Origin of the sequence: Rhodococcus sp. HNM0569 (assembly GCF_012726205.1) — a bacterium.
Lineage (GTDB): Bacteria > Actinomycetota > Actinomycetes > Mycobacteriales > Mycobacteriaceae > Rhodococcus_F.
Genome location: NZ_JAASAE010000010.1, coordinates 1 through 15,561, shown reverse-complemented (window position 1 = coordinate 15,561; position 15,561 = coordinate 1). Strand labels below are relative to the sequence as shown.

Below are 15,561 nucleotides of genomic sequence, written 5' to 3'. Positions count from 1 at the left end.
GCCGGCCGGCGCGCGGCCCGGCGACGTCAGGAGTCGTCGCGCTGCATCGTGGCCCACAGGCCTGCCGCGTGCAGCCTACGGACGTCGTTCTCCATCTTGTCGCGCGAACCGCTCGACACGACGGCCTTGCCCTCGGAGTGAACTTTCATCATGAGGTCGGTGGCCTTGGCTTTGCTGTACCCGAACAGCTTCTGGAAGATGTAGGCGACATAGTGCATCAGGTTGACCGGGTCGTCCCACACGATGGTCACCCACGGCCGGTCGATCGCCTCGTCGAGCTCGGTCTCCTCCGCTTCGGCAGGCGTCACCTGCGGCGATGCAGGCATGGCATCCCGGAGAGGCAGAGCTGTCGCGTTCGGAGCCATGGTCCAAGAGTACGACGCCCGATGCGGAGGCAAAACCCGACATCGGCGATCACACGACGTGACGCGACCGCGGAACGCGCATGCTGCCTAGAGTGATCGGTGTGACATCACAGGCCGCCGCCCCCGGCTCCGCCGCGCAGGGGAGCGCCCCGTTCAGCTCCGCGCTGCTGACCGACCATTACGAACTGACGATGCTGTCCGCGGCGCTCGCGGACGGGTCGGCGCACCGCCCGTGCAGCTTCGAGGTGTTCGCCCGCTCGCTGCCGAACGGACGCCGCTACGGAGTCGTCGCGGGCCTGGGCCGGCTGCTGGCGCTGCTGCCCCACTTCCGCTTCGGCGACTCCGAGCTCGAGGTGGTGTCGCGGTTCCTCGACGAGCGCACCGTCGCGTGGCTGCGCGACTACCGGTTCTCGGGCGACGTCGACGGCTATCCGGAAGGCGAGCTGTACTTCCCCGGTTCACCGGTGCTGTCCGTGCGCGGCACGTTCGCGGAGTGCGTCGTGCTCGAGACCCTGGTGCTGTCGGTGCTCAACCACGACACCGCGATCGCCTCGGCCGCCGCACGTATGGTCACCGCCGCGGGCGGACGCACCCTCATCGAGATGGGCTCTCGTCGCACGCACGAGGAAGCGGCCGTCGCCGCGTCGCGTGCCGCATATCTCGCGGGATTCGACACGACGTCCAATCTCGAGGCCGCGCGCCGATGGGGCATCCCGAGCGCGGGCACGAGCGCGCATGCGTTCACCCTCCTGCACACCACGGCCGACGGCACCGACGAGCGGGCCGCCTTCCGCGGCCAGGTCGACGCGCTCGGCACCTCCACGACCCTCCTCGTCGACACCTACGACATCACCCGCGGCGTCGAGAACGCGATCGCCGTGGCGGGCCCCGACCTCGGCGGCGTGCGCATCGACTCGGGCGATCTCGGCGTCCTCGCCGGTCAGGTGCGCCGTCAGCTCGACGGGCTCGGTGCCACCGGCACCCGCATCGTGGTGTCGGGCGACCTCGACGAGTACTCGATCGCAGGGCTGCGCGCGGAACCCGTCGACGTGTACGGCGTGGGCACCTCGCTCGTCGTGGGCTCGGGTGCCCCCACCGCGGGCATGGTCTACAAGCTCGTGGAGGTCGACGGCATCCCCGTGGAGAAGAGGAGCACGCACAAGACCTCCCGCGGCGGCGCGAAACGTGCGGCCCGGGTGGCACGTGCCTCGGGCACCCTCGTCGAAGAGGTCGTGTACCCCGCGCACATGTCGCGCGACGATGCGCTCGCCGACGCCGCGTCGTCGAGCTTCGGCACGGCGAGTGTCGAGTCGCACGGTGTCGAGGTCCGCGACGTGCTCGTGCCGCTCGTGCGCGGCGGCGACGTGGTCGACGACATCCCGACCCTCGCGCAGGGCCGAGACCGTGTCGCGGCGGGCCTGGTGTCCCTACCCTGGGAAGGACTGAAGCTTTCGCACGGTGACGCCGCGGTGCCCGTGCGCTTCGTGTCGCCACGCTGAGCCTCCCGCCCCAGCCCCTCTCGACAGTCCAGCGAAGGACCACGTCATGACTCACCAGCAGGACCGGACCGCGCTCGTCGTCGTCGACGTGCAGAACGACTTCTGCGAAGGCGGCGCGCTCGCGGTCACCGGCGGCGCCGCCGTCGCCGCGGCAGTCGGTCGCCACATCGGCGGGTACGACGCGGTGGTCGCGACCAAGGACCATCACATCGATCCGGGCAGCCACTTCTCCGACACCCCGGATTTCGTGGACTCGTGGCCCGTGCACTGTGTCGCGGGCTCGCTCGGGGCCGAGTTCCATCCCGCGCTCGACGCCACCGGCATCGAAGCGGTCTTCACGAAGGGGGAGTACTCCGCGGCGTATTCGGGCTTCGAGGGCGCCGCCGCGGGCGTCGACCTCGCCGAGTGGCTGCGCACCCGCGGTGTCGGCGCTGTCGACGTCGTGGGCATCGCGACCGATCACTGCGTCCGCGCCACCGCGCTGGACGCGGCCGCGGAAGGTTTCGCCACCCGGGTGCTGCTGCCGCTCACGGCGGGCGTCGCCGAGCCGACGACGACCGCGGCGCTGGATGCCTTGCGCGCCGCGGGCGTCACGCTGGTGGGCCGCGATCCGGCAACGCCGTCCGAGGCGGTCACGATCGAGGACGTCGGGGTCGCCGGCTGACGGCGTGCACGACGAGCGCGGCGTGACGGGGCTGTCGACTACCCTGCTCGGGTGTCCCGCGAACTGCCGAACGTGCCCGATCTGCTGCGTACCGCGGTGCACGCGCTGGGCGGCACCGAGCGCAGCAACCAGCTGACGATGGCGTCGGCGGTCGCCCACGCGATCGACACCGGCGAACATCTCGCGGTGCAGGCGGGCACCGGCACCGGCAAGTCTCTCGCGTACCTCGTGCCGTCGATCCGGCACGCCGTCGAGTCGGGGCGCACGGTCGTCGTCTCGACCGCCACGATCGCGCTGCAACGCCAGCTCGTCGACCGCGACCTCCCGCGCCTCGCGGACGCACTCGAACCGGCGCTCGGCCGGCGCCCCCAGTTCGCGATCCTGAAGGGACGCGGAAACTACCTGTGTCTCAACAAGGTTCACCACGGCATGCAGCCGGAGCCGAGCGACGAGGAACTGTTCGACCCGTTCGCGGTGTCACGCCTCGGCCGCGAGGTCACCCGCCTCGTCGAATGGTCGTCGGACACCGGGACCGGCGACCGGGACGACCTCTCCCCCGGTGTGTCCGACCGCGCGTGGCGGCAGGTCAGCGTGTCGGCCCGCGAGTGCCTCGGCAAGTCCCGCTGCCCGATCGGCGACGACTGTTTCGCCGAGATCGCGCGGTCCGAGGCCGCGCAGGTCGACGTGGTCGTCACCAATCACGCGCTGCTCGCGATCGACGCGATCGCGGGCATCTCGCTGCTGCCCGAACACGATGTGGTGGTCGTGGACGAGGCGCACGAGCTCGTCGACCGTGTCACGGGCGTCGCGACGGCCGAGCTGGCCCCCGGCACCGTCAGCGCGGCCGCGCGCCGCGCGGGCAAGCTCGTCGAGGACGAGGATGCCGACCGGCTCGAAGGCGCCGCGGACAACTGGGCGGCGCTGCTCGAAGCGCTGCCGGCGAGCAGATGGGAGCGGCTGCCCGACGGCGCGGACGCGGCGCTCGCGGCCGTCCGCGACGCCGCGTGGGCATTGCGCACGGCGATCGGCCCGCCGCGGCCCGGCATGAACCAGACCGACCCCGAGGCGGCCGCCGCGCGCAATGCCGCACTCGTCGCCGTCGAGGAGATCCACGACAGCGCGGTACGGGTCCTCACGGCATTCGACGAACCCGATCCGTCGAAGCGCCGTGACGTCGTGTGGCTCGCGGCCGACGAATCGCGCGGCACGGTGCGGCGCTCGGTGCGCATGGCCCCCCTGTCGGTGGGCGGTCTGTTGCGGTCGCGGCTGTTCGCCGAATCCACCGTGATCCTGACCTCGGCCACCCTCACGGTCGGCGGGTCGTTCGACGGGCTCGCCGTCGAATGGGGCCTGCCCTCGCGCACCGTCACCGCCGTCGATCCGGCGAATGCGACCGGCAAGGCCGCACCCGCCGACGATTCGACGGCCGTGTGGAATGCCGTCGACGTCGGGTCGCCGTTCGACCACGCGCGCGCAGGCATCCTCTACATCGCGCAGCATCTGCCCCCGCCCGGTCGCGGCGGGCTCGATCCCGCCTGTCTCGACGAGATCGCCGACCTCGTCGAGGCCACCGGGGGCCGCACGCTCGGTCTGTTCTCGTCGATGCGGGCGGCGCGCGCGGCGGCCGAGGAGATGCGGGAACGGCTCGACACACCCGTCCTGTGCCAGGGCGACGACGCGACGGGGGCACTCGTGCGCGCGTTCGCGGACGACGAGCCGACGTCACTGTTCGGCACGTTGTCGCTGTGGCAGGGAGTCGACGTGCCGGGTCCGTCGCTCAGTCTCGTGATCCTCGACCGCATCCCGTTCCCGCGTCCCGACGATCCGCTGCTCGTCGCGCGCCAGCGTGCCGTCGAGGCCCGCGGCGGCAACGGCTTCCTCGCGGTCGCGGGCAATCATGCGGCGCTGCTGCTCGCGCAGGGCGTCGGCCGTCTGCTCCGCAGCGTCGACGATCGCGGTGTCGTCGCCGTGCTCGACTCGCGCCTCGCGACAGCGCGCTACGGAGGCTATCTGAGGGCGTCGCTGCCGCCCTTCTGGGAGACCGCCGACCCTCAGGTGGTGCGCAAGGCACTCGCCCGCATCCGCGACGCGCGCCCCTGAACCAGGCCCTCACCGCAGCCGCCACACGCTCGCGGCCAGGCGGGATCTGCGACACACCGGGCCGCCGCTTATGCTCGCCGGATGACGTCAGCCAGCACCGACGGACCCTCCGCGCCGCCGCACGACGTGATCGACGTGCGCGGACTCACCAAGCGGTTCGGCTCCTCGACCGCCCTCTCGGGGCTCGACCTGTCGGTCCGCGCGGGCACCGTGCACGGCTTCGCCGGACCGAACGGCTCGGGCAAGTCGACCACGATGCAGATCCTGCTGGGGCTGGTGCGCCGCGACGGGGGCACCGCGACGCTGCTCGGCTGCGACCCGTGGACCGACGCCGCGGCACTGCACCAGCGTGTGGCCGCGGTGCCAGAGGATCCCGCGGTGCGCGCCGACCTCACGGCGGGCGAGACCGTCGACCTGCTCTCCCGCTTGCGGGGCCGGCTCGATCCGGCGCGCCGCCGCGGGCTGCTCGACCGGTTCGAACTCGATCCCACGCGGCGCGGCCGCAATCTCTCGAAGGGTGAGCGGCAGAAGGTGGCGTTGGTCGCCGCGTTCGCGGCGCAGGTCGACGTCCTGTTGCTCGACGAGCCGACGTCGGATCTCGATCCCGTGATGGAGGACGTGTTCCGCTCGTGCGTCGCCGAGTTCGCGGCGCGCGGTGGCACCGTGCTGCTGTCGAGCCACCGGCTCGACGAGGTCGATGCGTTGTGCGACGCGGTCACCGTGATCCGCGACGGGCGCACCGTGCTCTCGGGTGCCGTCGCGGACCTGCGCCGCACGACGCGCACGACGCTCACCGTGACGACCCGGATCCGGCCCAAGCCGATCTCGACCGCGCCGGGCGTGCACGACGTGCGCCCCGGACCGGACGACCACACGATGAGCTTCTCGGTCGAACCCGACCACCTGGACGCCGTCATGACGACGCTGAGCGGGCTGGGCCTGGTCCGGATCGCCGCGCACCCACCCACGCTCGACGATCTGTTCCTACAGCTCTACCGGGCACCCGGCGAGCCCGCGCCCGCGTTGCGCGCGTACGAGGAGTCGCGTTCGTGAGCCGGGCCGACGCGCGGGGTGTCCGGATGCTCGTGACTCTCGGGCTGCGCACCGACGGCACGCCGACCGCGCTGTGGGCGCTCGCCGTCGCGATCGGCGCGGGCGCGATCGGCGCGGCCGCGCCTGCCCAGCGCGACGGGCTCGGTCTCGTTCTCGTTCTCGCGGGTGCGATCGCGGTGCTGTGCTCGTCGGTGGTGGTGCGGCAGAGCGAGACCACCGGGTTCGCGCGTGCCGCGGGCTGCGGGCGCTGCGCGTCCGAGCTCGCGGGTCTGACGCTCGCGGCGGGTGCGGCGGCCGTGTCCGCGGCCCTCGCGTGGCTCTCGCTCGTCGTGGTCGGCACATCGGTCGCGGACGCGACGGCCGCCGCGGGCCCCGCCGCGCTGTGGGGCGGGGCGCTCACCGGCATCACGGCACTCGCCGTGCAGTTCACCGACACGAGCACGGGCGCGCGGGCACTCGCGCTCGTGGTGGTCGCGGCCGCGTGTCTCGCTACCACGGTCGCGGGCGTCGCGCCGGGCGGTGCGCGCGGATCGCTGGTCGCGCTGGCCCTCGGCGTCGCGTCGGGCATCGTCGCGTGCGCCGCGGCCACCCGCCGTGACCTCGCCGCGGGCGTCCCGGGCGCACTACGTGGGCTCGGTTCGGTACCGGACGCGATACGCGCGCGGCTCGTGCAACTGCCGTCGGCGCCGCGCTGGCACGGCGGCCTCCCACTCACGTGGATCGCAGGCACCGTGCTGTGGTCGGTCGCGGTCGCCCGGGTCGGCGACGAGCCGCAGTGGGTCGTGCTGCCCGCCGCGGTGTACGTGGTCGCCGCGATCGGAGCCTTGCGGCGCGACGAGGCGCGCGGCGCGACGCTCGTTCCGCTCGCACCCGTCGTGCGCGTGCGGTGGTTCGCCGAGCAACTCGTGTGGGCTGCCGCCGCGGCCCTCGTGCTCGTCGCCGTCGGCGGCGCGGTCGAGCGCGTGTCGGCGAACGAGACGGCCGGCCTCGCGGGCGACCTCGCCGCGACCGTGCCTGCCCTGTTCGCGGTGCTCGCGCTCGCGGCGGCGCTGTACGGCGCCACCGGCCGTGGGCTCGCCGTGGCGTGGGTGTGGCTCGGGTACACGGCGATTCACGCGCTGTTCGACGACGCACTCCCGCGCTGGACCGGGGCGCTGTCGCCCTTGCAGGCGCCGGTGCCGGTCACGCTCGCCGTGGCAGTGGTGCTGGCCGCGGCAGGCGTCGCCGGCTTCCGTCGCCGCGATCTCGGCAGGCGCTCGGGCGGTGTGCGCGCGTGGTCAGTTGCCCGCGAGAGCGACGAGCCCGAGTTCGGCGTCGTCGGCGAGCAGACGGTGGCGCGGTAGCACCCGCACCGTGTAGCCCACGGCGCCCGACAGGGGCAGTTCGACGTCGACGGCGAAGGACGGTTCGCCGTCACCCGCCCCGCCCGTGTGCGTCATCGAAACGGTGACGACGTCGGTGAGTTCCTCGTCCTCGCCCACCCGGCCCACGACTGCTTCGACGCGGACGTCGTCGACGGACAGGCCGGCGAGGTGCACCGACGCACGCAGCCCGAGACGCGCACCGATCTCGGGTGTGTCGGGTAGGCCGGATCCGTCGACCGACACGACCGCGACGCCCGGCCACGCCGACTGCACGCGCCGCACGTACTCGGTGAGCTCGCGTGCCCCCGCGAAATCGTCGGCGTCGACGCCGCGCGCTGCTCCGGCCGCGGGCGCGTAGTACCCGACCGCGTAGTCGCGCACCATGCGCGACGCGAGCACCTTCGGCCCGAGGTTCTCGAGCGTGTGCCGCACCATCTCGACCCAGTGCAAGGGCACACCGTCGCGGTCGCGGTCGTAGAAACGCGGCAGCACCGCGCGTTCGAGCAGTTCGTACATCGCGGCCGCTTCGAGGTCGTCGCGGCGTGCGTCGTCGTGGACGCCGTCGGCCGTGGGGATCGCCCAGCCGTTCTCGCCGTCGTACATCTCGTCCCACCATCCGTCGCGGATCGACAGATTGAGCCCGCCGTTGAGCGCGGACTTCATCCCGGAGGTGCCGCACGCCTCGAGCGGGCGCAAGGGGTTGTTGAGCCACACGTCGCAGCCCCAGTAGAGGTAGCGCGCCATCGACATGTCGTAGTCGGGCAGGAACACGATGCGATGCCGGACGTCGTGCTCGTCGGCGAAGCGCACGACCTGCTGGATCAGCGCCTTGCCGCCGTCGTCGGCGGGATGCGACTTGCCCGCGACGACGAGCTGAACGGGACGATCCGGGTCGAGCAGCAGCCGACGCAGCCGGTCGGGATCGCGCAGCATGAGGGTGAGCCTCTTGTAGGTGGGCACGCGGCGCGCGAATCCGACGGTGAGCACATTCGGGTCGAACACCTCGTCGGTCCAGCCGAGTTCGGCCTCGGTGGCTCCGCGTTCGAGCCACGACGCGTGCACCCGCCTCCGAACCTCGGTGACGAGCTTGTGTCGCAAAGCATTTCGTGTGTCCCAGAGTTCGGCGACCGTGAGCTCCTGCAGTCGCTCCCACCCGCGCGCTTCCTCGACGAGCTCGGGGCCGACGACGCGACGCGCGAGGTCCAGCCACTCGGGCGCCGCCCACGTGGGTGCGTGCACGCCGTTGGTGACCGACCCGATGGGCACCTCGTCGGCGTCGAAACCGGGCCACAGGCCGCGGAACATGTCGCGGCTGACGATGCCGTGCAGCCGGGACACCCCGTTCGCGCGCTGCGCGAGCCGCAGGCCCATGTGCGCCATGTTGAAGACGTGCGGGTCCGCTTCCTTGCCGAGCGCGAGTACACGGTCGACGCCGACGCCGGGCAGCAGCGCCGAGTCGTTCTGTCCGTTCGCACCGCCGAAGTAGTGGCGGACCAGATCGACCGGGAACCGGTCGATGCCCGCAGGGACGGGCGTGTGCGTGGTGAACACGGTGCCCGCGCGTACCGATGTGAGGGCTTCGTCGAAGTCGAGGCCGGACCCGGTGACGAGTTCGCGGACACGCTCGACACCGAGGAAGCCTGCGTGGCCCTCGTTCATGTGGAACACCTCGGGGTCGGCGAGCCCGAACGCCCTGGTGTACTCGCGCACCGCGCGCACACCGCCCACACCCGCCAGGATCTCCTGCTTGATGCGGTGGTCCTGATCGCCGCCGTACAGCCGGTCGGTGACCGTGCGCATCTCGGTGTCGTTGTCGGGGACGTCGGTGTCGAGGAGCAGCAGGGGGATGCGCCCGACCTGGGCGATCCAGACGCGCGCGTGCAGGGTGCGTCCGCCCGGCATCGCGAGGTCGATCGACACGGAGCGCGCGCCGTCGCGGTGGTGCGGGCCCGCGTCGGTGAGCAGGCGCAACGGCATGCCCTGCGGATCGTGCGGCGGGTAGTGCTCGGTCTGCCACCCGTCGGCCGTGAGGCCCTGCCGGAAGTATCCTGCGCGATAGAGCAGGCCGACGCCCACGAGCGGCAGCCCCAGGTCGGAAGCCGCCTTGAGGTGATCGCCCGCGAGGATGCCGAGGCCGCCCGAATAGTTGGGCAGCACTTCGCTGACGCCGAACTCCATCGAGAAGTACGCGATTCCGCCACCGAGATCGACGCCTCCGTCGCCGTCGCGCGACAGCTGCTTCTGGTACCAGCGCGGTGTGCTCAGGTAGTCGTCGAGGTCGGCGGCCGCACGGTCGAGTTCGCCGCAGAAGGACGGGTCGCCCGCGAGCTCGTCGAGCCGCGCGGGAGCGATGTCGCTGAGCATGCGCACCGGGTCGAAACGCACCGCGTCCCACAACTGCGGATCGATGCTGCGGAACAGTTCCTGCGTGGGCGTGTGCCACGACCAGCGCAGGTTGGTCGAGAGCGCGCCGAGGGCCGCGAGCCGCTCGGGGAGATGAGCACGGACGGTGAACCGACGCAAGGCTTTCACCACCGGAACGATAGTCGAGTACCGCCGGGCACGTGACCCACACGGCTTTCCCGCACGTGGCCGCGCGCTCCACTAGGCTGCTACTGCACGCCCGTTCTCGCCACGCGCCGCGGCGCGTGGTACGGCCGGAAGAAAAGGGGGCCTGGTGACGGGTCGAATCGCGATCGACGACGTCGAGCCCACCCTCTCGGGTGGCGCGTGCCCGTCTCGCGCCGTCGTGGGCGAGGTCTTCCCGGTGCGCGCGGTGGTGTGGCGCGAAGGGCACGACGCGGTGGCCGCGACGCTCGCGGTCCGCGCACCGGGGGCCACCCGGCCGATGCGCGTCCCGATGGTGCCGGGCACCGAACTCGACACCTTCCACGCCGTGTTCACACCCAGCGTGCCCGGGCCGTGGACGTTCCGCATCGAGGGCTGGGGAGATCCGGTGTCGACGTGGAAGCACGCGATCGAGGCGAAGGTCGCCGTCGGCCAGGGGCCGGGCGAGCTCGCGAACGATCTCGAGCTGGGAGCCCGGCTGTTCGAGCGCGCCGCCGAGGGGGTTCCGCGCGGCGACCGACCCACCCTCCTCGCGGTCGCGGCGTCGCTGCGATCCGGCCGCGAGGTTCCCGACGCGATCGCTCCCGCGTTCGCGAGCGATGTCACCGAGCAACTCCGCGCATATCCGTTGCGCGAACTCGTCACGCGCGGCGCGGTGCACCGCGTCGTCGTCGATCGTCCCCGCGCACTCTTCGGCTCGTGGTACGAGTTCTTCCCGCGCTCGACGGGTGGACGCGACGACGTGGGCCGTCCCGTGCACGGCACGTTCGCGACCGCCGCCGCCGATCTGCCACGCATCGCCGCGATGGGCTTCGACGTCGTGTACCTGCCGCCCATCCACCCGATAGGCGAGGTGAACCGCAAGGGGCCCAACAACTCTCTGACGCCGGGTCCCGGCGACGTCGGCTCGCCGTGGGCGATCGGGTCGGCGGCGGGCGGCCACGACGCCGTGCATCCCGAGCTCGGCACGCACCACGACTTCGAGCAGTTCGTCTCGGCGACACACGATCTCGGCATGGAGGTGGCACTCGACCTGGCATTGCAGTGTGCACCGGACCATCCGTGGGCGCGTGAGCACCCGGAATGGTTCACGGTGCTGCCGGACGGCACGATCGCGTACGCCGAGAACCCGCCGAAGAAGTACCAGGACATCTATCCTGTCAACTTCGATCGCGATCCCGACGGCATCTACGCCGAGGTACTGCGGGTAGTGCGGCACTGGATCGCGGCAGGCGTCGAGATCTTCCGCGTCGACAATCCGCACACCAAGCCGCCGGACTTCTGGCAGTGGCTCATCGCGGAGGTCAAGGCCACCGACCCGGACGTGCTGTTCCTCGCCGAGGCGTTCACCCGGCCTGCCCGTCTGTACGGGCTCGCGAGGCGCGGGTTCACCCAGTCCTACACCTATTTCACGTGGCGCACCGCGAAGTGGGAGCTCACCGAGTTCGGCAACGAGATCGCCGCGAAGGCCGACGAATCACGCCCCAACCTGTTCGTCAACACGCCCGACATCCTGCACGAGAGCCTGCAGACCGGCGGGCCGGGCATGTTCGCGCTGCGCGCCGCACTCGCCGCCACCCTGTCACCCACCTGGGGCGTGTATTCGGGATACGAGTTGTACGAACATCTTCCGGCCCACCCGGGCAGTGAAGAGTACCTCGACTCGGAGAAGTACCAGCTGCGGCCGCGCGATTTCGCGGGTGCCGCCGCGCGAGGCGAGTCCCTCGCGCCCTGGCTCAGCACGCTCAACGAGATCCGTCGGCGGCATCCCGCGCTACAGCAGTTGCGGCAGTTGCACTTCCATCATGTCGACAACGATGCGCTGATCGCCTACTCGAAGTTCGATCCGACGACGGGCGACGCCGTCCTCGTCGTCGTCAACCTCGACCCGTTCGCGGCCGAGGACGGCACCCTGTGGATCGACATGCCCGCGATCGGCCGTGACTGGCAGGAGCACATGAGCGTCGTGGACGAGGTGAGCGGCGAACAGTACGAGTGGGGCCAGGCCAATTTCGTCCGGCTCGAACCGTGGCGGGCGGTCGCGCACGTGATCGCGTTGCCACCGGTCCCCTATCCGGCCCGAGTCCGGCTGGCGTATCGCGGAGGTGCGTGACATGAGCAGTAAAGGCGACCGGAGCAGCGAGCGCACCGGACGCGGTGAAGACCGCACTCGCAGCGGATACCGGGGCGCGGCGGCGCCGCTGCGGCCGTCCGAGCACGACCTCGACCTCCTCGCGCGTGGCGTGCACCCGGATCCCCACTCGGTGCTCGGCGCGCACGAGTCCGCCGCCGGCACGGTGCTGCGCACTCTGCGCCCGGACGCCGAGTCCGTCGTCGCGCTGGTCGGCACCGAACAATTCGTGTTCGAGCGGGTCGCGGACGACCTGTGGGCGACCTCGGTGCCCTATCACGATCTCGCCGACTACCGGCTCGAGGTGGTCTATCCGGGCGGATACCGCGTCGTCACCGCGGACGGCTACCGGTTCCTGCCCACGCTCGGCGATCTCGACCTGCACCTGTTCGGCGAGGGCAGGCACGAGCGGCTGTGGGACGTGCTCGGCGCGCACCCGCGTCGATACGACACCCCGGACGGCCCCGTCGAAGGCACGTCGTTCGCGGTGTGGGCGCCCGCCGCCCACGGCGTCACCGTCATCGGCGACTTCGACGGCTGGACGGGGCGCACCGCCCCGATGCGCAGGCTCGGCGCCAGCGGAGTGTGGGAGGTGTACCTCCCCGGTATCGCGCCCGGCGCGCTGTACAAGTTCCGGGTGCACGGCGCCGACGGCACGGTGCGCGACAAGGCGGATCCGATGGCATTCGCCACGGAGATTCCGCCCGCCACCGCGTCGCGTGTCTGGTGGTCCGAGTTCGCCTGGGGCGACGGCGAATGGCTCGACGCGCGCGCGTCCCACGAACCGACTCGCGCCCCGGTGAGCATGTACGAGGTGCATCTCGGGTCGTGGCGACCCGGTCTCGACTACCGCGAACTCGCCGAGCAACTCGCCACCTACGTCGGCGATGCCGGCTTCACGCACGTCGAACTCCTCCCCGTCACCGAGCACCCGTTCGGAGGCTCGTGGGGTTACCAGGTGACGTCGTACTACGCGCCCACGTCCCGCTTCGGGTCACCCGACGACTTCCGGTGGTTCGTCGACTATCTGCACCGCGCGGGCATCGGCGTCGTCGTGGACTGGGTGCCGGCGCACTTCCCGAAGGACGAGTGGGCGCTCGCCCGGTTCGACGGCACACCTCTGTACGAGCACGGCGATCCGCGCCGCGGCGAGCAACTCGACTGGGGCACCTATGTTTTCGACTTCGGCCGATCGCAGGTACGCAACTTCCTCGTCGCCAATGCACTGTTCTGGTTCGAGGAGTTCCACGTCGACGGCCTGCGGGTCGACGCAGTCGCGTCGATGCTGTACCTCGACTACTCGCGGCCCGAGGACGGATGGACACCCAACATCCACGGGGGCCGCGAGAACCTCGAGGCCGTCGCATTCCTCCAGGAGATGAATGCGACGGTGCACAAGCACAATCGCGGCGTCATGACGATCGCGGAGGAGTCGACCGCGTGGCCGGGCGTCACGCGCGACACCACGCTCGGCGGTCTCGGTTTCACACTCAAGTGGAACATGGGCTGGATGCACGACACGCTCGGCTATCTCGCGCACGACCCGGTGCATCGCAGCTACCACCATCACGAGATCACGTTCTCGCTCATGTACGCGTGGAGCGAGCACTACCTGCTGCCCGTCAGCCACGACGAGGTGGTGCACGGCAAGGGCACGCTGTGGACCCGCATGCCCGGCGACGACGGCGCGAAGGCCGCGGGTGTGCGCGCACTGCTCGCATACATGTGGGCGCACCCGGGCAAGCAGCTGCTGTTCATGGGCCAGGAGTTCGGGCAGACGCGCGAATGGTCCGACGAGCGCGGACTCGACTGGCACGAGCTCGGCCCCAGCGACGGTGCGGGCGCCGATCACGTCGTCGAGCTGCATCGCGGCCTGCTGCGGCTCACGTCCGACCTCAACGCGGTCTATCGTGCGCACCCCGCCCTGTACACGCTCGACACCTCGCCCGGCGGCTATTCGTGGATCGATGCCAACGACACCGAGAACAACGTCCTGAGTTTCCTCCGCTACGGCGCGGACGGCTCGGTCGTCGCGTGTCTGTTCAACTTCTCGGGCACCGTGCACGGCAACTACCGGGTCGGGCTGCCCGAGCCCGGCCGCTGGACCGAGATCCTCAACACCGACGCCACCGTGTACGCGGGCTCGGGTGTGGGCAATCTCGGCGCGGTGCACGCCACCGAGGAGTCGTGGCACGGTCGCCCGGCGTCCGCGGAGGTGGCGCTGCCCGCGGCGGGCGCGATCTGGCTCGGTCTCGAGCGGTGAGGGGCCGCGCACTCGCGCGTCGCGCCTGTGCCGCCGCGGTCGGCGCGGCGCTCGTCGCCGCCGCACTCACCGGCTGCGCGCGGACCACGACCGGCCACGCCACGTCGATCTACGACGACCCGTTCCGCGTCGCGGGCCTGGCTGCCACGAATGGACCGAGCGGCGCGCGCGCAGGCGCGCCGGATGCCAGGCGCGAGGTCCAGGGCACCGACGACGGCACGGTCGATCGTCTCGCGGTCAACGCGATCGCCGATCTCGACGAGTACTGGGCGATGCACTTCCCCGGGCTGTTCGACGCGCACGCGGCACCCACGGTCGCGCTCGCGTCCTGGGATCCGCTCGCACCCGACGGCGGCGAGTTCTGCGGCGACACGACCTCGCGCCTCGTGAACGCCGGCTACTGCGTCGCCGACGGCACGATCGGATGGGACCGCACGGTCCTCATGCCCGAGGTGATCGACAAGTTCGGCGTCGTCGCGATGGTCTTCGTGCTGGCCCACGAGTACGGGCACGCAGTGCAGTCGGCGGCCGGTGTCGTCGACCACGGCCCCTCCGCGACACTCGTGCGCGAACAGCAGGCGGACTGCTATGCGGGCGCATTCATGCGGCACGTCGCCGCCGGCGAGTCGCCGCACTTCCAGCTCGACACGTCCGACGGCCTCAATGCGGTACTGGCGTCGACCGTCGCGATCGGGGACACCGATCCGCGCGATCCCGGCAATGTGCACGGCACCGCGTTCGAGCGCGTCACCGCCACCCAGATCGGGTTCACCGACGGCCCGGCGCCGTGCACACGCATCGACGCCGACGACATCGACGCACGCCGGACCGGACTCCCGCAAAGCTTCGCCGACACCCGAGACGACGGCGAACTGGCCGTCACCGAGGACGCGGTGCGCCGGTTCGTCGACTCGTTCGCACGCATCCTGCCGCTCGACCGCGCGCCGACGCTCGACGTGTCGACGGCACGGCTGCACTGCTCGGACGCCGACGACACGTCACCGGTCTCGTACTGCCCCGAGACGCACACCCTCGGCGTCGACCTGGCCGCGCTCGAGCAGCGGGCGAGCACCGTCGGCTCCGGGACGCGCAGCGACCTGTTCCGCACGTCGCTCACGGGCGACTACAACGCGTACGTTCTGCTCGCCTCGCGCTACACCCTCGCGGTACAGCACGCGCGCGGGCAGGACGTCGACACCCCGGTCGCGGCCCTGCGAACCGCGTGCCTGTCGGGGGTCGTCACCGCCGCACTCAGCTCCCGTGGCGCCGACGTCCGCTTGTCCCCCGGCGACCTCGACGAGGCCGTCTCCGGCCTGCTGACCGACGGCCTCGCCGCGAGCGACGTCAGCGGGCGCACGGTGCCGTCGGGTTTCTCGCGTGTGGACGCCTTCCGCACCGGGGTACTCGGCGGCGACGGGGCATGCGCCGGCCGCTACGGTGCCTGACGCGCTGCAGCCGTCGAACGGTCGCCGGCCGAATTCAGCAGAAACTCTGGTGCGGATAATCGAACGCATGTACTATAGAACTCATGTTCGATTCGGGGGTTTCGGGACA

10 protein-coding genes are annotated in these 15,561 nt (G+C 71.4%); 8 read left to right on the top strand and 2 right to left on the bottom strand.

All coding sequences use genetic code 11. From position 1 onward, the window contains the following. Window positions 1-26: 26 nt before the first annotated feature. On the bottom strand, window positions 27-326 hold the full coding sequence (gene clpS / locus HCA44_RS14335; protein WP_169649517.1) for an ATP-dependent Clp protease adapter ClpS: 300 nt from the start codon (window positions 324-326) through the stop codon (window positions 27-29). Between the two features lie 140 nt (window positions 327-466). Between clpS and HCA44_RS14330 the strand changes: the two genes are divergently transcribed. The 5 genes from HCA44_RS14330 (at window position 467) to HCA44_RS14310 (ending at window position 7,024) form a co-directional block, all read left to right on the top strand. Next, a complete protein-coding gene (locus HCA44_RS14330; protein WP_346764728.1) occupies window positions 467-1,864 on the top strand; it encodes a nicotinate phosphoribosyltransferase in 1,398 nt (465 codons plus the stop codon). A gap of 46 nt (window positions 1,865-1,910) precedes the next feature. Further along, window positions 1,911-2,528 carry an isochorismatase family protein gene (locus tag HCA44_RS14325; RefSeq protein ID WP_169649513.1) on the top strand — a complete coding sequence of 206 codons (618 nt, stop codon included), beginning with the start codon at window positions 1,911-1,913 and terminating at the stop codon, window positions 2,526-2,528. Between the two features lie 51 nt (window positions 2,529-2,579). Beyond that, a complete protein-coding gene (locus HCA44_RS14320) occupies window positions 2,580-4,628 on the top strand; it encodes an ATP-dependent DNA helicase (RefSeq protein ID WP_169649511.1) in 2,049 nt (682 codons plus the stop codon). A gap of 81 nt (window positions 4,629-4,709) precedes the next feature. Beyond that, window positions 4,710-5,681: an ABC transporter ATP-binding protein gene (locus tag HCA44_RS14315; protein WP_169649509.1), complete on the top strand. Its 972-nt coding sequence runs from the start codon at window positions 4,710-4,712 to the stop codon at window positions 5,679-5,681. Beyond that, a complete protein-coding gene (locus tag HCA44_RS14310; protein ID WP_169649507.1) occupies window positions 5,678-7,024 on the top strand; it encodes a hypothetical protein in 1,347 nt (448 codons plus the stop codon). The genes HCA44_RS14315 and HCA44_RS14310 overlap by 4 nt, the downstream gene beginning before the upstream one ends. Here the strand turns inward: HCA44_RS14310 and glgP are convergent. Then, complete coding sequence (glgP, locus tag HCA44_RS14305) at window positions 6,959-9,577, bottom strand: alpha-glucan family phosphorylase (RefSeq protein ID WP_169649505.1); 2,619 nt, start codon at window positions 9,575-9,577, stop codon at window positions 6,959-6,961. The two genes, HCA44_RS14310 and glgP, sit on opposite strands and share 66 nt — an antisense overlap. A gap of 145 nt (window positions 9,578-9,722) precedes the next feature. On the opposite strand from glgP, the gene HCA44_RS14300 reads away from it, so the two are divergent. From HCA44_RS14300 to HCA44_RS14290, 3 genes are read left to right on the top strand one after another with little or no spacing between them, the layout of a single operon-like run. Then, on the top strand, window positions 9,723-11,726 hold the full coding sequence (locus HCA44_RS14300) for a maltotransferase domain-containing protein (protein ID WP_169649503.1): 2,004 nt from the start codon (window positions 9,723-9,725) through the stop codon (window positions 11,724-11,726). Window position 11,727: 1 nt separating this feature from the next. Further along, on the top strand, window positions 11,728-14,007 hold the full coding sequence (gene glgB / locus HCA44_RS14295) for a 1,4-alpha-glucan branching protein GlgB (protein WP_169649501.1): 2,280 nt from the start codon (window positions 11,728-11,730) through the stop codon (window positions 14,005-14,007). Further along, the gene (locus HCA44_RS14290; protein WP_169649499.1) at window positions 14,004-15,452 is read left to right on the top strand and encodes a neutral zinc metallopeptidase; all 1,449 of its coding nucleotides are present in this window, start codon (window positions 14,004-14,006) and stop codon (window positions 15,450-15,452) included. Before glgB ends, HCA44_RS14290 begins: the two co-directional genes overlap by 4 nt. Window positions 15,453-15,561: the final 109 nt, after the last annotated feature.

What these genes read in the sequence shown, in the direction of transcription:
- clpS (WP_169649517.1), bottom strand. Translation starts at nt 326, where the DNA reads ATGCCTGCATCGCCGCAGGTGACGCCTGCCGAAGCGGAGGAGACCGAG.
- HCA44_RS14325 (WP_169649513.1), top strand. Translation starts at nt 1,911, where the DNA reads ATGACTCACCAGCAGGACCGGACCGCGCTCGTCGTCGTCGACGTGCAG.
- HCA44_RS14315 (WP_169649509.1), top strand. Translation starts at nt 4,710, where the DNA reads ATGACGTCAGCCAGCACCGACGGACCCTCCGCGCCGCCGCACGACGTG.
- glgB (WP_169649501.1), top strand. Translation starts at nt 11,728, where the DNA reads ATGAGCAGTAAAGGCGACCGGAGCAGCGAGCGCACCGGACGCGGTGAA.